Here is a 19043-nt window from a genome sequence, read left to right as displayed (position 1 = left end):
TCACCTTGGAAACGGCAAAATGAGGGTATGACAAGTAATTTTTCACGAGTGCGCTGGGTCTTAGCAGGCTTAGCGGCGCTATGTGTGGCGTTGGTTATAGCCGCGCTGATCTCGGTGGCACTGCGCCCCACTGCTCCGCTACTTCCACCGAATACCCCCGAGGGGACCATCCAGCGTTATGTGATGGCCATCGCGGATGGAGATTTCGCCGAAGCGAAGGGGTATGTGAAAAATTCTGCCGCCACCGGGCTGTGCGACCCCTACTCGGTGGACAGTCAAGACCTGAACCTTGACCTGGTCAATACGTCGGTCAACGGAAACGGTGCCGTGGTCACCGTGCACTTTGTGGAAAGCTCCAGCGCCTTTGGTTCCCTGCTCGGCATGGGAAATTATCCAGAAACCTTTGAACTGTCCAAGAGTGGAAATGAATGGCGGATTACCTCCGCCCCGTGGCAGGTCACCCTGTGCACCGACGAAGAAATGTCCGGGTACTGAGCATGAGCACGTTATCCGCCCCCCGCTCAAATCAGGTAGTCACCAGCCTGCGTCAGCTCATCTTGCATGGGTTGTTATTCGTATTGCTGATGGTGCTCGGTTCGGGCCTGTCCACCCTGATCACCATGGCTCTTCGGGGGTTTGTCCCCACCTATCCCGGCTCCTCCGAAATCGCGATCGGCCTGTCCTTCACTCTCATTGCCGGGCCGTTGGCCTGGCTCTTATGGCGAGATCTGAAGGAAAAAATTGCTACGTTGCAACCGGCCGATTCGGCGATCTGGACGCTACAGGCCGCGTCGGTCTACGTCATCTCCCTGGCCATGTCAGCGGTGTCCTTCCTGCGTCTTTGTTCCGAACTGATCAGTCCGACACGCGCCGCCGACTGGCAACCACTACTCGGTGCCACCCTTGGCTGGGCGTTGATTTTCATCTGGCAATACCGGATCCTGAAAAGCCCCAAATTTGCGCCGACTCAGCTGCCTTCCCTGCCCGGGGCTTTGGGCAGCGCCTTCGCTCTGGTGCTGTTCGCCCTGTCAGCGGTGGTGCTGGTGGAGCTAGCTTTGGACGAAATCATCTCACCGCAACCAACGCTGATCGGCCCGGCCTCGGCACTGCCAAGCCTCTTCAGTGCCACCGCGTGGACTGCAGGCGCCGGGTTGTTGTGGTGGTGGTTATGGATCGTTCAGCGGGTTCATCAGGCAGTGGACGAATTCACCGACTTCCTCTTTGTTTTGCTCTTCCTCGCGATCCCGGGGGTTCTGACCCTCTTGAGCGCGTGTCTGCTGCTCGGGCTGGTACTCCCACTACCGGGTACAGCCGGTCTCTTCTCCGAAAACTTGTCGACCCGAGCCCCGCTCCTGCTCGCTGCGGTTCTGGTTGGCCTGATGGTTTGGACCTATCATCAGGCCAAGGGTGCCTCGCGGCCCACACGAGTCGCCGAGGCTTCACGCCAGCTCATCAGCGGTGGGGCGCTGGCGCTCGGTGCCAGCGGTCTTGGCATGGTGATCAACGCCCTGCTCGCCGGCCTGGCGACCAGCTATGCATCGGAAACTTCAAACAACGTCCTGCGCTATGGCCTCGGCCTGCTGATTGTCGGCGCTATCGCGTGGGTCTATTTCTTCCGCCCTCAGCGAGCGTCAGACCCCGCCAGCCGGCGGGTATATCTGGTGTTGTTCTTCGGTTGCAGCGCCGTGGTGGCGTTAATTTCCTTGCTGGTCATCGCCTACCGGGTATTTGAATTCTTGCTGGTCACCACCGGCTCGGGAAGCTTACTGGACTTAGTTCGCGCACCCTTCGGTTGGCTGATCGCCACCGTGGCCGTGGCCGTGTATCACTTCGCTTTGTGGCGCTCGGACCGCGCACGCATGTCTACCGAAACTCCGCAGATTCCCACACCGTCCGCGGCATCTACGCCATTAAAGACCTTGATGATTGTGGCGCCATATGGCTGTGAGCCGCTGATGGATGAACTTCTAAAATTGCATTCCGCGCAGCTTCACTGGATACCCAGGGTCGGCCAGCCACCTGAAAAAGAGAAATTACTGGCGCTGATTTCCGAGATCTCCACATCGTTCACTACCGAACCGTCCGGTTTGATGGCGGTGATTAGCCCCTCTGGCGACATTGAGTTCATCTCTCTTGCCTCGCCGCCGGTTCTAGCTGAATAAAATTTCGCCAAGGTTTTCTCCTAACGACCACCCGTCATCGCTGCCATAAGGCTGCGATGGCGGGTTTCGTTTTCTCCAGCTGGCTATTCACCTCCCATCAGCGAGCAAAGAGTTGGCGTTTTTCGGACTGTTCTTGGGTTGCTCTCCTTGAGCAAGCTGCTATAAATCAGGAAGTGTGGAGCTCATTTCTTGGGCAGGCGCCCATTTGCCGATGGCCGAGACTTCATACACGTTCCGTAGAATCCAGCTCATTAAATGCGTAGGACTAGGTCTGACGGCCGTAATCGTGACATACAAAATAATAAAGAGATGATATCGTGTGCTTTTGTGCCACTAAATAGGTGAGCATAACCTTACCAAAGGGGCACGATGCGCGCTCAACTGCAGATCTCCAGTGGCTCTATGGCCGGCCGGGACGAGGACCCGACTGCTCTGAGCGCCATTGATGATCCGTCACGACAAGAGCCTCCAAGTGCCCCCGAAACCGACTTCGAACCAGAACATGCCGGTCTAGCCACCAGCAATGCAAAACGAATGCTTGGATTTGTCCTGGCTATGCTGGCCCTCAGCTTCTGCGTAGTTCTGTCGCTCGCAGTCGGAGCCAAGTGGATTGCCCCCGTGGATGTCTTAAACAGTGTTCGTGGCATCGGCACACCAGAAAATATGGTCATAGTTAACGATTTGAGAGTCCCCCGTACCCTGGTTGGGCTCCTGACCGGATTGGCGCTGGCCGTAGCAGGAGCTTTAATTCAGGCACTGACACGCAATCCCCTTGCCGATCCGGGGATCCTTGGAGTCAACGCTGGTGCCGCATTCGCAGTGGTGATCGCCGTTGCCGTTTTCGGACTCGTGAATATCACCGATTACATCTGGTTCTCATTTGGCGGGGCAATCATCTCAACGGTGCTGGTGTATCTCATCAGTTCGCGTGGCCGTGCCGGAGCTACCCCGATTAAGCTCACGCTCGCGGGAGTCGCGCTGGGAGCTGTACTAGGCGGTGTCTCAAGCGGTATTACCTTGCTCAACCCAGAGGCTTTCGACCGAATGAGATATTGGGGCGCTGGGACATTAAATAACCGGAGCATGGAGATGGTTCTGGTGGTACTGCCATTTATTCTTCTCGGCATCTGCCTGGCGTTTTTCTGCACCCGGTCGTTAAACGCGATTTCCCTGGGCGATGATCTGGCCCAGGCGTTGGGGAGCAACGTGCAACGGACCCGAATAACGGTCATCGTTGCCGTCACCTTGCTGTGCGGCGCGGCAACGGCCGCGGCTGGCCCCATAGGCTTTGTTGGATTGATGATTCCGCACATTGCTCGCTGGATCGTCGGTGCAGATCAGCGTTGGATACTGAGCTACAGCCTGGCGTTGGGTCCGGTTTTACTGTTGCTCGCGGATGTCATTGGCCGCATAGCGGTTCCACCGGGCGAATTGCAGGTAGGCATCGTGACCGCGTTTGTCGGCGCCCCGATACTAATTTTGCTGGTCCGGCGTAAGAAAGTTAGTGGGCTATGAGCATCGAGCCGAGCATCAAATATCAGGCGCAACGGGTAAATTTCGGTCCCAGCCAAATTATTCTTGCATCGCCTAAGGGCCGCTTTTCCATCCGAATGCAGCGTCGTTCCGTGGTTGCCGGCGTCGTAATTGCCGCGGTCGGCATGGTGCTAGCGCTGTGGTCCTTGGCTATGGGGGAAATTAGTTTCACGGCCGCCGAGCTGCTGAACACGATCTTCGGCAATGGCACCGCAGCAAGCGAACGAGTGGTGCTCTCGTGGCGCCTGCCACGGGTTGTCATGGCCCTAGCCCTCGGCGCGGCCTTGGGTGCTAGCGGAGCCATTTTCCAATCGCTGACTCGAAATCCTTTGGGCAGCCCGGACATCATCGGTTTTAACACCGGAGCATATACCGGCGCTCTGGCCGTTATTTTTCTTGCCGGCGGAGGGTACTTCCAGATCGCTGCCGGAGCCTTAGCCGGTGGCCTGATCACTGCGGCTCTGGTTTACCTGCTGGCCTACCGCCGCGGGTCACAAGGTTTTAGATTAATCATCGTCGGCATTGCGTTTAGCGCGCTCCTTGCATCATTTAATTCTTGGCTGATTATTCGTTCGGAGCTGGAAGAAGCGATGTCTGCCGCCGTTTGGGGTGCGGGCTCGCTTAATGCCATCGGGTGGGAACAGGCAAAGCCTGCGTTGCTCGCAGCCATCGTATTTTTTATTGCGGCCGCCATGATTGCCCCGAGAATGCACATGCTGGAGTTGGGAGACGATGCTGCCAACGCCCTGGGTATCCGGGTTGAACGATCCCGTCTACTGCTAATGGTTGTCGGTGTAGGACTCACCGCACTGGCGACAGCTGCGGCCGGGCCCATCTCTTTTATTGCCCTCGCGGCGCCCCAAGTTGCCCGTCGGATAACTCGCAGCGCGGGTGTCCAGCTGGGTTCTTCGGCCATTCTGGGTGCAGTATTTCTGCTCCTCAGCGATGTGATCGCCCAACGCATTGTCCCTGATACGTCGCTGCCGGTTGGGGTCGTCACGGTCAGCGTTGGTGGGGCTTATTTGATCTGGCTATTGCTCCGGGAAGCGAAACGAAATTGAGAAAGACGAGTGAATTGATACAAGCCGATCTGCCGAAGGTAAAGAGCCACCAGCACAACATTGATGCGGAGAATCATGAGGATTTAAGTACTTCCCGGTTGAATGGGCACGATCTGACTCTGGGCTACGAACAGCGAATTGTCTCCCAAGGACTCGACGTGAACATTCCCGATGGTTCTTTTACCGTCATTATTGGGCCAAATGCCTGTGGGAAATCAACGCTTTTACGCGCGCTTTCGCGTCTGCTTAAACCAGTGGCGGGACAGGTGATCCTGGATGGAAAACCCATCCACAGGTTGCCGGCCAAAGAAGTAGCCAAACGATTGGGATTGCTACCCCAATCCTCAATTGCCCCGGAAGGAATCACCGTCGCAGATCTCGTTGCGCGCGGCCGGTACCCGCATCAGAAATTGCTCTCGCAGTGGTCAGCGGCCGATGAGCAGGCGGTATTGGAGGCCCTGCAGGCCACCAAAACCGGCCCCCTGTCCCACCGACTGGTCGATGAACTTTCCGGCGGGCAACGTCAACGAGTCTGGGTTGCGATGGTGCTCGCGCAGCAGACTCCCCTGCTGCTTCTGGATGAACCGACCACATACCTGGATATCGCTCATCAAATAGAGATCATGGAGCTATGCCGACAGCTCAACCGCGGCAATGGGCACACCGTCGTTGCGGTACTGCACGATTTGAACCACGCCTGCCGCTATGCCAGTCATCTGATCGCCATGAAAGACGGCAACGTCGTGGCAGCGGGGGCACCTCGAGAGATTGTTACCGAAGAACTCATTCACGAAGTCTTCGGGCTTCACAGCCAGATCATCGAGGATCCCGTTTCACGGACTCCCCTGGTGATCCCCTTGGGCGAATCCGGCAGCTGGGATTAAGCACACATCTAGAAAACAAGCCACACATCAGGCGGTCCCAAAAAACCGCATCGCATCACATGAAGGAAATACCGAACATGAATGGTTCCACCCGAGTCAAGCTACTCGCAACTCTTGGCCTTGCCGCCGTCATCGGGCTAACCAGCTGCGGGGCGCAAAGCATGAGCTCCACGCAGGACGACCCGTCGTCAAAGGCTTCGCAGGACGCTTGGTCATTTACCGACTCGTCCTATCAAAAGACAACCACCCTGGAGCAGGCACCGGATTCGATCGTCGTCGATTCCTACTCTGCTGCCGCCTTGTGGGATTACGGGGTCCGTCCAACGGGCGTCTTCGGATACGGTCTGACCGAAGATGGCGGACTATCGGTAGGCAATGCGGACGTCAGCCAGATGACCATCATTGGCAAAGACGCAGAATTTAATCTGGAGAAGCTGCTGTCTTTGGACCCCGACGTGATCATCGGCTACGGCAACGCGGAGGGCACGGGCTGGACGTGGTGGGATGAAAAAGTACAGTCCGAAGCCACCTCCACTGCTCCATACCTGCCCATCAAATCCGGTGGACGCCCCGTCAAAGCGGTCATTGAAGACTACGCAGAGCTCGCAAAAGCCCTTGGCGGAGACACCAAATCTGCGTCAGCCGTGCAAGATAAAAAGGAGTTCACCGATCGGCTGAGCACCCTAAAAGAGATTGCGGAGCAAAAGCCCGGGCTGAAAATCATTGCATTGAATGGTTACGACGACCTGTATGTTGGACAGAAAACCATCGGCCAGCTGGCCCTGCTGGAAGACCTCGGATTCGAGATCACCGGCCCAACTGACACGAGCGCATGGGCCTCACTCAGTTGGGAAAAGGTCGGCGATTTTCCCGCAGACGTGGTGCTGAGCTATTCCGGGACGGCGGAACAGGTTAAAGATCATCCGGTGTTCTCCTCACTTCCAGCCGTAAAGGCTCAACAAGTTGTGGAGTGGGATGACAAACGCCCATATACCTATGGAAGTTACGTGCAATGGTTCGATCAGCTGATCGATGTCCTCCAAGACGCCAAGGCTCTGAACTCCTAACGGCTAGGGGGCCCAGCTTTTGCTGAGATCAAGGCAGTGGCGGTTCCCGAGCGGGTCAGCGCTGAACCGTTCCGGAATCGCCACTCGTTGCTGGCATATCCCCTGCCACCTGTCCGGTTTTGCGCCTCGATGACTGGCTGCCCCAAACGCACAAGCCGGCACGCTACATCATCGATGAAGTAAAAAACTGATAGCCCCGCAACGGAAAACCCGGCCAACTTCATTCGAACCGAGAAGCCAAAAGTCAGCCTAGCGGCGGCGTGTCTTGGCACTTCCGCCGCCGCTGACCGAAGCCAGGCCAACCGCCAGCAGGGTGAGCACGGTACCGGCAACGGTGGCAAAACCTATCTGCGAACCTGCGGTAGGCACCACCACATCAAGCAGCAGCGACCCGAGCAGCTGACCGCAAATCATGCACAGGCCGGTAAAAAGCACTCCCAAATGCCGGACCATAAAGGCCGAGACTCCAATAAACACGCAGCCAAGAAGCCCTCCGATGTAGTACCACCACCCAGTGGGGAAGGCCCCGTCGGTCGAGACCAGAGGCAACCGGACCAGCAAGATCAGCCCCAACATCAGCGTGCCGACCACAAAGTTCATCAGGGTTGCGGTCAACGGATTTCCATAGGCTTGGGCTTGCACCCCATTGGACGCCGATTGATAGCCCATGAGCACTCCGACGATAAGAGTAAAAATCATCGGAAACAGCAGCGAGCCAAGTTCCACATCGGTGATGATTCGGGGACTGACCGCCCACAGCACCCCCACCAGGGTCAATAGCGCACCGATCAGCCGCAAGGCACTAATTTTCCGCGGGCCCGCCGGCCCAAATCCAAACCGATCCACAACCATTGACCCCATGGTTTGACCGGTCACCAGACTCACCGTAAACAGCGCCACACCAACTATGGGCACCGCAGTGGACTGACTGACCACCACAAAGGCACCGACGGCTCCAGCGCCCAAATACCACCAAGGAAACCGGCGCTGCGCAATGACCCTCGGGATGGATTGGGCGGCCCGGCGAGGCCCGGGAAACACCAAGTGAATGAGCGTTAATGCCACAAGCCCCACCACAAAACTGACAAGCGCTGCGGCAAAGGGGTCGTCAAGCTGCACCCCCAACGCACCATTAACGCGGCTTTGAATCGGCATCAGCAACCCGGTAGCCACCGCGATGATCAGATATGCCAGCTTTGTCCCTGGGCGCAAGGCCGGGCTTGCCGTTTGATTCACTACTCAGTCTTCCTCAAATTTGCTACACAAATTTTGTGCAGGGAGAACAAAAACGGGACCAGTTCACACAATGAATTGGTCCCGTTTTTGGTTGGTTCAGCTACTGTGGTCGCTCGCCAGAATATGCGTCGTCGAGATGACCGTCGCCTGCTCCACGCTTGCCAGTGCATCCACCAAGGAAGAGAGCACAAACATCGAGGAGTCGACTTCGAGCTTGACCGGGTATTGGTACACCAGCATGGCTACCAGGTCACGGATCGACTCGGCAACCTGATCATCGCTGTATTCCGGGTTGAAGCCCACCAACACGTCGGTTGGTGACTCTTCGCGCGCCGGAATGTAGCTGATCGCGAAGGCCAAGATCTTGCCGCCGTCAACACGTGGCCGGTCACGCAACACGATAGCCCCCTGGGCACCGGTGCGGTCATCCAGCAACATCTTCTGTGCCGAGCCCAAGGTCATCTTCGCCGGGTCCCACTGGTGAGTGGCGTTATAGAAGTCCATCACCAGTTTGGTCAGCTCGACGCTGCCGGTGGCGATGTCCTCGATCACGCGGTCATTGGTGTCAAACACCGGTTCGGCCAGCGCACCGGGTTCAACAATCACGTCACGCGAAACCTGAATCTCACCCAAACCCAGCGCGGCGCAGAAGCCCTGTGCCGCGGTTGCCGGGTCCCCGGCAGTAACCGTGTAACGCGACTTCAGCTCGGTGCTCTGCCCCGCAGGAATCAGTTCACGTAAACGTGCCACCAAAGCCGTGCCCACACCTTGTCGACGCTGCCCCGGAGCCACCTCAACATAAAGCCACAAACGCTGCGGGTGCAACGAGGAAGCAAAAATGACGCCGGCGCCGATGGCTACCGATTCACTGGTCGCCACCAACGTGCGGGAAAACGGCGAATCGCTGTTCTCGCGCAGCATCGTGCGGTCCTGATGGGCGTGCGGGGACAGCGGATCACCAAAGAGCTGCAGCAGTTCGAGGTCATCGCCCGAACGCCAGGGACGAATCTCTAGGTCGCTCATGCGCTCTAGGCTCCGTTCAGACGCTCGGATAGGTAGGTCGTGACCTGGTCCAAGGCCACGCGTTCCTGCGCCATGGTGTCGCGTGATCGGATGGTCACGGCCTGGTCTTCGAGGGTGTCGAAGTCCACGGTGATGCAGAACGGAGTACCGATCTCATCCTGACGGCGGTAACGACGGCCAATAGCCCCGGCATCATCAAAGTCGATATTCCAGCGCTTGCGCAGCTCCGCGGCCAGGTCCTTAGCCTTTGGCGACAACGATTCGTTGCGCGAGAGCGGCAGCACGGCGGCCTTGACCGGAGCCAGACGTGGGTCCAGCTTCAGCACGGTGCGCTTGTCCACGCCACCCTTGGTGTTCGGTGCTTCGTCCTCGGTGTAGGCATCCACCAAGAAAGCCATCATGGAACGGGTCAGACCGAAGGAAGGCTCAATGACAAATGGTACGTAGCGTTCGCCCGATGCCTGGTTGAAGTAGGACAGGTCGGTGCCCGAAGCGTCCTTGTGGCTGGTCAGGTCGTAATCGGTACGGTTGGCGACGCCCATCAGCTCGCCCCATTCTGAACCCTGGAAGCCAAAGCGGTATTCGAAGTCGATGGTGCCGGCAGAGTAGTGCGCACGATCATCTTCGGGCACATCAAACTGGCGCAGGTTTTCTGGGTTCAGGCCTAGATCCAAGAACCAAGCCCAGCAAGCATCCACCCAGTGCTTGAACCATTCATCGGCTTCTTCTGGTGCGGTGAAGAACTCGATTTCCATCTGTTCAAACTCGCGGGTGCGGAAGATGAAGTTACCTGGGGTAATTTCGTTACGGAAGGCCTTGCCAATCTGGCCGATGCCAAAGGGTGGCTTCTTGCGGCTGGCGTTGAGCACGTTGGCGAAGTTCACAAAGATACCCTGGGCGGTTTCCGGGCGCATGTACGCCATGCCAGCCTCGGTATCCAGCGGACCCAAGAAGGTCTTCATTAGGCCGGAGAACTGCTGTGGCTCGGTGAACTGGCCTTTAGTTCCGCAATCTGGGCAGGCGATTTCGCTCATGCCGTCTTTTGGATCGCGACCCTTCTTCGCAACGAATGCCTCGATGAGGTGATCCTCGCGGTGGCGCTTGTGGCACTGGGTGCACTCAATGAGTGGATCGGTGAAGGTCTTCACGTGGCCGGAGGCTTCCCATACTGCCTTAGGCAGGATGATGGACGAGTCCAGTCCCACCATATCTTCGCGCCCACGCACAAAGGACTGCCACCATTCGCGCTTGATGTTTTCTTTCAGCTCGGTGCCTAGTGGCCCGTAATCCCATGCGGAACGGGAACCACCGTAAATTTCACCAGCCTGAAAAACGAATCCGCGACGTTTCGCGAGGGAAATAACCTGATCAAGCTTGGACTGTGGCGCCATCTTCAACTCCAAAGGAAAGTACGAGGCCGCTGGTTGCGGTCCGTAGGAAACACATACCGCTTAAGCCTATCGCGTCCATCTCGTGGGGCGCACCCTTCTCGGGTGACTCAGCACCGTCTGTACTGTGTTTGATCCGCCACAAAAGCCGGTGCGTGGCTGAAAAGCATTCACAGTCCCTCCTCGATGCGAGATGATGGAACCATGGCAAACTCCGAGGTATTCCCCATTCAGATCCGTGACGAATCGATTCGCCTAGGACAGCTACTGAAGCTGGCGTCCTTAGCCGAAGACGGAATTCACGCCAAACAGTTGATCGAAGACGGTCAGGTACTGGTTAACGGCAAGATCGAAACTCGCCGCGGTGCCCAGATGCGCAATGGAGACACGATCTCCGTACGCGGCGAATCGGTAGTTGTCGAAACCGCGTAGTTCAATTTATATTCTGCGCTTGTGGCGATGTCTTGTTTTATTGGAGACACCGCCACAAGTTTTTGTAAGATTAAACTTCTTGCTCGGCCTCGGTTTTCAGGACCACGGCGCTGAGAAATTCATGTACGTGAGCCATCTCCTGCGCATTGACCGAGTGCAACATATTTGAGTAGAGCACCTTGGTGAGATGAACGTCGGTGGTTGCCCATCCATGGGTGTACTCAACTTTTTCCGCCGTAATCACCGGATCTTCTTGATCGCGTCCCCAGAAAAGTGGCTTGCGCAGCTGGCGAAGCTTTTCGTCGTTAAAGAAGCCTGTTCCTTCTTCGGGAACGGCAAAACCGGAGAGTCCCACGACGGTTTTGATGGCCTCCGGCTGATAACGCAGCAACGAAGTTGCCACGGCCATGCCCATAGAGAACCCAAGCAAGCTCACCGAGGAATGTTGCTTGCTAATTGGCTCTAGCCAACTCCACAAATCCGTGATTGCTGATTTCACTTCATTAAAGGAGTAATCCAGATCTTGCATCAGTGGGAACCAGGTGAAACCCGGCCCCAGTGCTTGAGGTGCACGCACGGAGACAATCGTGAATTCCTTAGGCAGCATAGGAGCCAACCCCATGAGGTCTTCTTCATTGGATAGGTAGCCGTGCAAGAGCACGAGCAACGGTGTACCCGCCCGTTCTTCCTCGGGACGAGACCAGATAACTGTAGGATTCCAAGTTTTTTCGTTCACCCAACAAGTCAACCAGAATCTTGCGCACTTTGATCCGCAATAGTGGTCACAAGTCTTTTGTTGCAATAGCGTAAACTTCAAAAATCATCTTACATTCTGTTCATAAACATGTTTGACTAGTGATAATTATTCAAATACGCAGCACCAGCGGTCATAGATCTTTGTGGTCGACAGGGGCCAACTCGCAGAATTACGGGACTCATGGACGAGATGGATATAACACAGCTGATCGATTCTAATGAATTGCAGGATTTCGGTTTCATCGACGAAGACCCTCTGGGTGGTTCAACTTTCGTGGAAACGACCTTTAGCGCTATTCCGTTACTAACGGGAATATTTGCCGTGCTCTTTATCCTTTTCGTGGGCTTCATCATTTACATCGCAGTTCGAAATTACAAGGCAACCAGAAAAGCGGGATTTGATCCATTCACCCTACAGACAGACGTCGCCACCCGGTTGGCTCGCTCGCAGATGCTAGCTCCGAAGAAAACTACGGAACAGAAACTATCCGAGCTAGACGATCTGCTTACACGCGGAATCATTTCTCGCGAAGAATATACGCAAGCGCGAAGCCAAGCGCTGCGCGATTAATTGTTCTCATCCGTTGACATAAAGTTACCCAAGAGTAACAATGTAGGAGTGTCTGAAAACCCAATCTCCGGCCCGGCAGCCCCACCCCAAGAAGTACATCATCCATGGCGGCGTTACGTTGCGCTCGGAGATTCTTTTACAGAGGGAATAGGTGACCCCGATCCGCACAATCCGGGAAGACATCGTGGGTGGGCTGACCGCGTCGCCCAGCAATTAAGTACCACCGTTCCGGATTTCGCCTATGCAAACTTAGCCATCCGCGGACGGCTAATCAATCAAATAGTTGCAGAACAGCTTGAACCAGCAATCGCGCTTAAACCGGATTTGATCAGCATTTGCGCGGGCGGAAATGATGTCATCCGGCCCGGCGGCGACCCGGATAAAATCGCCGAAAAGCTAGATGGCGCCATCAATGAGTTAAGTGGCACTGGGGCCACCATTGTTTTACTGACCGGCCCGGACATTCGCGACACCCCGGTACTTGGTGGGATTCGTGGCAAGGTCGCAATTTACAACGAAAACGTCCGTGCCATCGCCCAACGTCATGACGCAGTCGTGGGAGATCTCTGGGCATTGGGCGAGCTGCGCCAAACACAAATGTGGGATCCGGATCGCTTGCACTTTTCCCCCGCGGGCCACCAAGTGATCTCCGCAATGGTGCTCGATGCACTGAACGTTCCCCACGAACGCGTCATGGACGCGCAATTAGAACACGCAACCCGAAGCTGGCGCGAAGCACGAATTGAAGACCTGCAATGGGCTCGCGAGTACTTTGGTCCGTGGATCCTGCGCAGGATTCGCCACCAGTCTTCCGGTGATGGAGTTAGCGCAAAAAGACCGCTTCCCACGCCCTTCGCCGTGCAGCCGCCGAATGCCTCGCTGGGTGCTGGAGATAGCGCTCCCGGACAAAAATAAAGACACAAAACAAATGGGACGTGGTTTGTTGCACCGATTACTGGTGCGAAAATCCACGTCCCAAATGTATATGACTGCTTAGTTTTTAGCCCTTAGTCATCAAAGACTAGGGCGGTCAGTACTGGGCCAAGTTGCTTGGCGTCCGTCAGGAAACCGTCATGTCCAATCGGTGAATCGATGTAATGCACCGGCTTAGGCTTCGGCAACGAGGCGGCGAGCAGTTCAGACTGCGCCGGGAAGTACAACCGGTCGCTGTTGACCGCGGCGACCACCACATTCACCTTCTCCAGTCGAGCCAGCGCAACCGTGAGCGATTCGTAACCGCGCGCCACGTCATGGCTCATCAAAGCCTCGGTGAGCACCAGGTAGCTATTCGCGTCAAAACGATGAACCAGCTTGGTCGCCTGGTGATCAAGATAGCTTTCCACCTGGTATCGGCCGCGTGGGCCGCGTGTTGTAACAAACGGCTGTTCGCCGGTCTGCGCATTACGCGCAAACCGCGCTTCAAGCTCAGCCTCCGAACGATAGGTAATATGCGCCAGGCGTCGAGCCAGGCCCAATCCGGCATCCGGGCGCACTCCGTTGGCATAGTAGTCGCCCTGCGCAAAGTTGGGATCGAGGCGAATGGCCTCGGTCTGCACCTGCGCAAAAGCGATCTGTTCTGCCGTGGCTTGCGCCGTGGAGGCCATCACCACCACGTTCTTTACGCGTTGCGGGAATTCAACCGCCCATTCAAGGGCTCGTGCCCCACCCATGGAACCGCCGATGACCGTATGCCAGGAGTGCACCCCGAGCAGGTCGGCCAACCGCGCTTCGAGGCGCACGGAATCCTTGATGGTAATAAAGGGGAAGCGTGAACCCCAGGCGTTGCCGTGCTCATCTGGCGAACTAGGTCCGGTGGACCCATTGCAACCACCGATGATGTTGATGGCCACGACAAAATACTTGTCGGTATCAACAGTTAGCCCGGGGCCGACAAAATCTTCCCACCAGCCCGGGGTCTGCGAATCTCCGCGCGATACGTGCGCATCACCGGTCAACGCGTGCTTCACCAGCACCGCGTTGGTCCCCTCCGCGTTAAGCTGGCCCCATGTTTCGTAGGCCAACTCGATCTGCGGTAGGTAGCCACCGGTTTCGAAGGTGTACTCCCCCACGAACGCACGACGCAAAATGCCGTCTTGCCCGTCGGTAAGTTCCTGCGATGGCAGAGTTTCTTCGGTAGTCACTATGGATGCCATGCCTAAAGGGTTTCCTGCAATTCCTGGTGAGAGAGCTGCTTAGTGGCAGCAAAACCAAGTTGCAGATCAGCGAGAATATCCTTGATGTTTTCAAGTCCCACACTCAACCGAACGAGGCCCGGACGCACACCGGCGGCCAGACGTTCGTCTTCGGTCAATTGCGCGTGGGTGGTCGACGCCGGGTGGATGACGAGCGAACGAACGTCACCGAGGTTGGCCACATGTGAATGCAGCTTCAGCGCATCCACAAAAGCCTTGCCAGCTTCGAGTCCACCAGCAATATCGAAGGCAATAATCGCGCCGACACCGTTTGCCGAGTACTTCTGTCCGCGTTCAAACCACGGCGAGGAAGGCAGGCCAGCGTAAGCGACCTTTTCAACCTGCTCCTGGCTTTCAAGCCAGACGGCTACTTCCTTCGCGTTTTGCACGTGACGCTCGATACGCAGAGACAAAGTCTCCAGACCTTGAGCAATAAGGAAAGCATTAAACGGTGCGACAGCCGCGCCCAGATCGCGGAGCAACTGCACGCGAGCCTTCAGAATGTAGGCAAGATTGGCACCAAGGATGCCATCAACGCCCAGATCGCGGGCGAACACCAAACCGTTGTAGGACTCATCGGGGGTGTTGAAGTCCGGGAAACGTTCCGGATCCTTCGCAAAATCAAATTTGCCCGAGTCCACGATTACGCCGGCAATGGCGGTGCCGTGACCACCGAGGTACTTGGTGGCCGAGTGGATGACGATATCCGCGCCCCACTCGATGGGGCGGATCAGATATGGGGTTGCCAAGGTGTTATCAACCAGCAGTGGAACCCCGACCTCATGGGCAATCTGTGAGACTCCCTCGATGTCCAAAATGTCTTGGCGCGGGTTGGAGACGACTTCACCGAAGAAGGCCTTGGTATTTGGCTTCACCGCTGCACGCCACTGATCCAAGTTGTCTGGATCCGCCACGAAGGTGACCTCGATACCGAGCTTGCGCAGCGTGTGCTTGAGCAGGTTCTGCGTTCCACCGTAGAGGCTCGGGCTGGCCACCAAGTGGTCTCCAGACTGAGCCAAGTTGAGAATTGCGAGGGTGGTTGCTGCCTGCCCCGAGGCGACCAGCAGTGCGCCGACGCCGCCTTCAAGATCCGCGATACGGTTTTCGACCGCTTCCTGCGTTGGATTACCGATACGGGTGTAAATCGGCTCCAGCTCCTGCAGTGCGAAGCGAGCCGCGGCGCTCTCGGCGTTCGGGAAAACAAAAGACGTGGTTTGGAAAATCGGCAGGGCACGCGCACCGGTGACCGGATCTGGTTGCTGCCCGGAATGGATCTGACGTGTTTCAAAAGACCAGTTGTTACTCATGGTTTCCTCCATATTGTTTGTCGACTATGGGGGTACACCACTCAAAAACACACCGACGGCAAATTCCTCGTCGAGGAGCTTTCGAAGGGGGTAACCCGCGCTTGTCCTCAACGCTTGGTGCGTCGAGGGCCAGGTCTTCACCCGGGGCACCCCACCGCGGCGGAGGGTTGCCGCCCAGTAAGCCGGGGCTTGTTACTGGGACTCATGACCTGACTCAAGTCTGCCCGATAGCCGAAGAATTTGGCAATATGAGATAGCTTAACGTGACTCAATCGGTCATATAGATCTTTAATGAAGAAATTTATGCAGACTGTTCGATCCCACCATTACCACTTAGGGTCGCCTAAGTCGAGACTGAGATCACATAGTGACATGATGGGGCACATGATGAGGCTAGATCACGTTAGTTACGCATGTGGCCCCGATGGGCTCATGCCAACCGCCGAAAGAATCTCCAAGGCTTTGGGCCTGGAATTCGTCAAGGGGGGCGTACATCCGCGTTTTGGAACGCGGAATGTAATTTTCCCGCTCAAGCACAACCAGTACCTAGAAGTTGTTGAAGTTCTAAACCACCCTTCCAGCGACAAAGCACCGTTTGGGCAGGCAGTACGAGCCCGCTCCGAGCTTGGCGGCGGCTGGATGGGATGGTGCGTTTCCGTTGAAGACCTCTCCAGCGCCGAAGAGCGGCTGGGACGTAAATCTGTTCCGGGAAACCGCAAGTTCCCAGACGGCCGCGAACTCACCTGGCAGCAAGTTGGAATCAAGGGGCTCATCGCTGATCCGCAGGTTCCGTATTTGCTTCGCTGGGACGCAGGAACGGAGGATCTGCACCCTTCGAAGGCTCTAGAGCCTGTAGGTGCGATTCAAAGCATCACTATCGCTGGTTCCCGCGACCGCGTCCTAGACTGGCTAGGCCAGCCAGAGAACGTCAATCTTGGCGCGGTGAGCATGGAATACGAAGCACCCAACGGCACTCCGGGCATCTTGTCGGTCACCTTTGAAACCGACAATGGTTTGGTCACGCTATAACAAAGAACGTCGAAATAAAGGGTAGGTGCGGACGGCAACGTCCTCGCCTACCCTTTGTCGTTCCAACTATCCAAGCCTTTTGCCTAGGACCACCACTTCTTGAGCTTCGTAGCCTAGCCGCTCGTAAAATCCGATCACATCAGTGTTCTCGGTACGCACCATGAGCTGTACTTTGGGCACCCCTTGTTCAGCAAGCCAACGCGACGCTGCCCCCATAATCTCCTGTCCAAACCCCTGGCCCTGCATGCCGGGTTGGACCGCCACGTAATATAGCCAGCCTCGGTGTCCGTCGAACCCAACCATGGCTGTAGCTACCAGTCTTTGCTCATGACGTCCCGCAAGAATCGTAGAGCTCTGATTCTCCAGTGTTTTACGTGCATCTGCCTCCGGATCATTCCATGGCCGCGTAAGCTCGACGCTCCGCCACAGGGCTGTTGCTTCGCCTATTTCGGTCAGTTTGAGTTCACTGATTTGCATAAGTAAAACGTACCGTTGAAAACGTCGTTTATTGCCATTGCGCAATGCTTGCCGTTGTGGGGTTAGCCTCCGATACCGATAGCGGGGCCGAAGAGCATGAACCCGACAAATCCCACTGCGTCCAACAAGAAGTGCGCGATCACCAACGGCATCACTCGCCCATATTTCTGGTAAATCCAACCGAAAATCACACCCATGGCTATGTTTCCCAGCATCGGGCCGACGCCTTGGTAGAGGTGGTAGCTACCGCGGATCAGCGCAGATCCGAGAATCAGCGTCCACGGTCCCAGGTTCAGCTTCTTACCGTAGGTAAACAGGAAACCGAGCATGATCACTTCTTCAAGCACCGCGTGGCGTACGGCAGAAAGCAGCAGCACCGGCACGCTCCACCAATAGTCACCAAGATTAGCCGTGGACAACGCGGTGGTTACTCCCAAGGCACGGCCTGCGGCATATACGCCCAGGGTTCCAAGGCCCATGGCAAGAAACAATCCGGCCCCAAGTAACAGATCTTTACCCGGACGGCGGAAGTCGAACCCTACATCCTTCACGCTTCGGCCCAGGGTGCGGTGCATCAAATACAGTGCGAGAAGAACCGGGATCAGTGCGAAGAAAATATCCAGCAACTGATAGGACAGGTCAAAGTATTCGCGCGTGTTTAACGGATTATTCATCGACGTGGTCTGGTCGCGCAACGGCGCACGGCTCACCTTGTCGGCGAAACTAATCAGTGAATACACCGCGCTCTGCCCCAAAGACAGGGCTAGAACCAAGATGATCTCAAACCTGAGAGTTTTGCGGGTTGCTGTCTGCTCAATTTGTTCAGCGTTCACATTTTCGATCATAGGCTGATCTGACTGTGCGCGTGCTGAGGAGCCTCATGACTAACCTGCGACAACCTGAAGTTGAGACCACCAGCAAGCTGAACAAAAAGAGTGCGAGTGAGTCGTCCTGTGGCATCGGAGGAAAAGGCGGGAAAGGCAATTTGTCGCGTTCAGTCACCGCCTCAGTTAGCTTGTCTGCAGGTGGAGGTGTGTGCATCAAAGCATTCAACGCAAATACGAACTTCACGGTCCAAAGCTCGCTAACTACAATTTTGTCTTCCGCGTCGTCTAAAATGAACTCACGTCAAATGTATGTTGCTCGCCCACAAAGCACTTTCTACATCTTCAAATGGCGGCAGTACACTGCGGGATTCAAAACTTCGAGCGGATCAGGGACTGCAATTTCTCCTACGGGAATCCAGTTCCGAGTAGTTGTTGCCTAACAAGGAATTAATCTTGAGATCAAAAAGCACTCTAATTTTCGCAACAATCGTTGCACTTGCCCTCTCATTCACAGGTTGCTCCGTTGGCAAATCAGAAATCTCCACACCATCAACAGGACCGTCGCTAGTGCCGATGCAAAAAAATGAAATTGCGGCGACCAAAACGACCATCGAAGAAAAGATCCAAACTGTCTCAGTTGGAATTCCACTGAATGGTGGCCAACATTCAGCGGTACTTGGACGCAAAGGCGAAGACACCTCGTCCACCGTGGTATGGCAGGATGACAAGCACCAGGATCAGGGAAAGATCAAAGTCATTTGCACGCCTGAAGGTGGGACTGTTCAGGAACAGATTGATGTCAACGGCTTTTCAAGCTCGCTAAGCTTCATCGTTAATGAATTGCAGGGGCGAGATTTATCGGTTTCGATCGCCCCTACTCACTCTCTAAAAGCTAGTAAGACTGCTTAACCAATCAGCCAAACCCGCAACTCGCCGAATAAGCGAGATCTCATTCGATGTTTTACGTCCGATTCAGATCATAAACGTCTGCCGAAGTATGCGTGGAGCAAACGGTAGTCATTGACCCCATTTATTGTTTAGACGCAAAATGCCCACCCGAGCACGGGTGGGCATTTTCTGCGCATCATTATCGATGCG

Annotated in this window: 19 protein-coding genes and 1 riboswitch; of the genes, 11 read left to right on the top strand and 8 right to left on the bottom strand. The window is 55.9% G+C overall.

The window, feature by feature from the left end; translation table 11 throughout:
• Positions 1–27 precede the first annotated feature (27 nt).
• From IEX04_RS06365 to IEX04_RS06340, 6 genes are all read left to right on the top strand, one after another.
• Positions 28–495 carry a hypothetical protein gene (locus IEX04_RS06365; protein WP_141392963.1) on the top strand — a complete coding sequence of 156 codons (468 nt, stop codon included), beginning with the start codon at positions 28–30 and terminating at the stop codon, positions 493–495.
• A gap of 2 nt (positions 496–497) precedes the next feature.
• Positions 498–2162: a DUF5671 domain-containing protein gene (locus IEX04_RS06360; protein WP_188684496.1), complete on the top strand. Its 1665-nt coding sequence runs from the start codon at positions 498–500 to the stop codon at positions 2160–2162.
• A 369-nt stretch (positions 2163–2531) separates the two neighbouring features.
• Positions 2532–3677, top strand: a complete 1146-nt coding sequence (locus tag IEX04_RS06355) for an iron chelate uptake ABC transporter family permease subunit (protein ID WP_229677034.1) — start codon at positions 2532–2534, stop codon at positions 3675–3677.
• Positions 3674–4756: a FecCD family ABC transporter permease gene (locus IEX04_RS06350; protein ID WP_188684494.1), complete on the top strand. Its 1083-nt coding sequence runs from the start codon at positions 3674–3676 to the stop codon at positions 4754–4756. The genes IEX04_RS06355 and IEX04_RS06350 overlap by 4 nt, the downstream gene beginning before the upstream one ends.
• Positions 4757–4815: 59 nt before the next feature.
• The gene (locus IEX04_RS06345) at positions 4816–5640 is read left to right on the top strand and encodes an ABC transporter ATP-binding protein (protein ID WP_188684879.1); all 825 of its coding nucleotides are present in this window, start codon (positions 4816–4818) and stop codon (positions 5638–5640) included.
• 77 nt (positions 5641–5717) lie between these two features.
• Positions 5718–6707 carry an ABC transporter substrate-binding protein gene (locus IEX04_RS06340; RefSeq protein ID WP_188684492.1) on the top strand — a complete coding sequence of 330 codons (990 nt, stop codon included), beginning with the start codon at positions 5718–5720 and terminating at the stop codon, positions 6705–6707.
• 249 nt (positions 6708–6956) lie between these two features.
• On the opposite strand, the gene IEX04_RS06335 is transcribed toward IEX04_RS06340, so the two are convergent.
• From IEX04_RS06335 to IEX04_RS06325, 3 genes are all read right to left on the bottom strand, one after another.
• Positions 6957–7943 (bottom strand): DMT family transporter, encoded by a 987-nt coding sequence (locus tag IEX04_RS06335; protein WP_229677033.1) that lies wholly within the window; start codon positions 7941–7943, stop codon positions 6957–6959.
• 96 nt (positions 7944–8039) lie between these two features.
• Positions 8040–8966: a GNAT family N-acetyltransferase gene (locus IEX04_RS06330; RefSeq protein WP_096256720.1), complete on the bottom strand. Its 927-nt coding sequence runs from the start codon at positions 8964–8966 to the stop codon at positions 8040–8042.
• Between the two features lie 5 nt (positions 8967–8971).
• The gene (locus IEX04_RS06325; RefSeq protein ID WP_096256719.1) at positions 8972–10357 is read right to left on the bottom strand and encodes a glycine--tRNA ligase; all 1386 of its coding nucleotides are present in this window, start codon (positions 10355–10357) and stop codon (positions 8972–8974) included.
• 201 nt (positions 10358–10558) lie between these two features.
• Between IEX04_RS06325 and IEX04_RS06320 the strand changes: the two genes are divergently transcribed.
• Positions 10559–10786 carry an RNA-binding S4 domain-containing protein gene (locus IEX04_RS06320; protein WP_105678708.1) on the top strand — a complete coding sequence of 76 codons (228 nt, stop codon included), beginning with the start codon at positions 10559–10561 and terminating at the stop codon, positions 10784–10786.
• 70 nt (positions 10787–10856) lie between these two features.
• Here IEX04_RS06320 and IEX04_RS06315 read toward each other — a convergent pair whose 3' ends face one another.
• Positions 10857–11522 (bottom strand): alpha/beta hydrolase, encoded by a 666-nt coding sequence (locus IEX04_RS06315; RefSeq protein ID WP_096256717.1) that lies wholly within the window; start codon positions 11520–11522, stop codon positions 10857–10859.
• Positions 11523–11723: 201 nt separating this feature from the next.
• Here IEX04_RS06315 and IEX04_RS06310 point away from each other — a divergent pair, with 201 nt between their 5' ends.
• On the top strand, positions 11724–12113 hold the full coding sequence (locus IEX04_RS06310; protein WP_096256716.1) for an SHOCT domain-containing protein: 390 nt from the start codon (positions 11724–11726) through the stop codon (positions 12111–12113).
• 48 nt (positions 12114–12161) lie between these two features.
• The gene (locus tag IEX04_RS06305; RefSeq protein WP_188684490.1) at positions 12162–13028 is read left to right on the top strand and encodes an SGNH/GDSL hydrolase family protein; all 867 of its coding nucleotides are present in this window, start codon (positions 12162–12164) and stop codon (positions 13026–13028) included.
• Between the two features lie 92 nt (positions 13029–13120).
• Here IEX04_RS06305 and metX read toward each other — a convergent pair whose 3' ends face one another.
• Positions 13121–14266 carry a homoserine O-acetyltransferase MetX gene (gene metX / locus IEX04_RS06300; RefSeq protein ID WP_096256714.1) on the bottom strand — a complete coding sequence of 382 codons (1146 nt, stop codon included), beginning with the start codon at positions 14264–14266 and terminating at the stop codon, positions 13121–13123.
• 2 nt (positions 14267–14268) lie between these two features.
• Positions 14269–15624 carry a bifunctional o-acetylhomoserine/o-acetylserine sulfhydrylase gene (locus tag IEX04_RS06295; RefSeq protein WP_268236912.1) on the bottom strand — a complete coding sequence of 452 codons (1356 nt, stop codon included), beginning with the start codon at positions 15622–15624 and terminating at the stop codon, positions 14269–14271.
• A gap of 80 nt (positions 15625–15704) precedes the next feature.
• A riboswitch (SAM riboswitch) is annotated at positions 15705–15822 on the bottom strand.
• A gap of 174 nt (positions 15823–15996) precedes the next feature.
• Between IEX04_RS06295 and IEX04_RS06290 the strand changes: the two genes are divergently transcribed.
• Positions 15997–16641 carry a VOC family protein gene (locus IEX04_RS06290; RefSeq protein WP_170947882.1) on the top strand — a complete coding sequence of 215 codons (645 nt, stop codon included), beginning with the start codon at positions 15997–15999 and terminating at the stop codon, positions 16639–16641.
• A gap of 66 nt (positions 16642–16707) precedes the next feature.
• On the opposite strand, the gene IEX04_RS06285 is transcribed toward IEX04_RS06290, so the two are convergent.
• Positions 16708–17118 (bottom strand): GNAT family acetyltransferase, encoded by a 411-nt coding sequence (locus IEX04_RS06285; RefSeq protein ID WP_096256712.1) that lies wholly within the window; start codon positions 17116–17118, stop codon positions 16708–16710.
• Between the two features lie 62 nt (positions 17119–17180).
• Positions 17181–17963 carry a CPBP family intramembrane glutamic endopeptidase gene (locus IEX04_RS06280; protein WP_096256711.1) on the bottom strand — a complete coding sequence of 261 codons (783 nt, stop codon included), beginning with the start codon at positions 17961–17963 and terminating at the stop codon, positions 17181–17183.
• A gap of 435 nt (positions 17964–18398) precedes the next feature.
• Here IEX04_RS06280 and IEX04_RS06270 point away from each other — a divergent pair, with 435 nt between their 5' ends.
• A complete protein-coding gene (locus IEX04_RS06270; protein ID WP_188684484.1) occupies positions 18399–18854 on the top strand; it encodes a hypothetical protein in 456 nt (151 codons plus the stop codon).
• Positions 18855–19043 lie beyond the last annotated feature (189 nt).

This window comes from Glutamicibacter ardleyensis (assembly GCF_014644555.1).
Lineage (GTDB): Bacteria > Actinomycetota > Actinomycetes > Actinomycetales > Micrococcaceae > Glutamicibacter > Glutamicibacter bergerei.
The sequence above is the reverse complement of the archived record's forward strand: the minus strand, read 5'-3'. Positions and strand labels throughout refer to the sequence as shown.

Bases quoted from the DNA above. Each gene is read 5' to 3' on its own strand.
- IEX04_RS06365 (WP_141392963.1), top strand. From the start codon at position 28: ATGACAAGTAATTTTTCACGAGTGCGCTGGGTCTTAGCAGGCTTAGCG.
- IEX04_RS06360 (WP_188684496.1), top strand. From the start codon at position 498: ATGAGCACGTTATCCGCCCCCCGCTCAAATCAGGTAGTCACCAGCCTG.
- IEX04_RS06355 (WP_229677034.1), top strand. From the start codon at position 2,532: ATGCGCGCTCAACTGCAGATCTCCAGTGGCTCTATGGCCGGCCGGGAC.
- IEX04_RS06350 (WP_188684494.1), top strand. From the start codon at position 3,674: ATGAGCATCGAGCCGAGCATCAAATATCAGGCGCAACGGGTAAATTTC.
- IEX04_RS06340 (WP_188684492.1), top strand. From the start codon at position 5,718: ATGAATGGTTCCACCCGAGTCAAGCTACTCGCAACTCTTGGCCTTGCC.
- IEX04_RS06330 (WP_096256720.1), bottom strand. From the start codon at position 8,966: ATGAGCGACCTAGAGATTCGTCCCTGGCGTTCGGGCGATGACCTCGAA.
- IEX04_RS06325 (WP_096256719.1), bottom strand. From the start codon at position 10,357: ATGGCGCCACAGTCCAAGCTTGATCAGGTTATTTCCCTCGCGAAACGT.
- IEX04_RS06320 (WP_105678708.1), top strand. From the start codon at position 10,559: ATGGCAAACTCCGAGGTATTCCCCATTCAGATCCGTGACGAATCGATT.
- IEX04_RS06310 (WP_096256716.1), top strand. From the start codon at position 11,724: ATGGACGAGATGGATATAACACAGCTGATCGATTCTAATGAATTGCAG.
- metX (WP_096256714.1), bottom strand. From the start codon at position 14,266: ATGGCATCCATAGTGACTACCGAAGAAACTCTGCCATCGCAGGAACTT.
- IEX04_RS06295 (WP_268236912.1), bottom strand. From the start codon at position 15,624: ATGGAGGAAACCATGAGTAACAACTGGTCTTTTGAAACACGTCAGATC.
- IEX04_RS06290 (WP_170947882.1), top strand. From the start codon at position 15,997: ATGATGAGGCTAGATCACGTTAGTTACGCATGTGGCCCCGATGGGCTC.
- IEX04_RS06285 (WP_096256712.1), bottom strand. From the start codon at position 17,118: ATGCAAATCAGTGAACTCAAACTGACCGAAATAGGCGAAGCAACAGCC.
- IEX04_RS06280 (WP_096256711.1), bottom strand. From the start codon at position 17,963: ATGATCGAAAATGTGAACGCTGAACAAATTGAGCAGACAGCAACCCGC.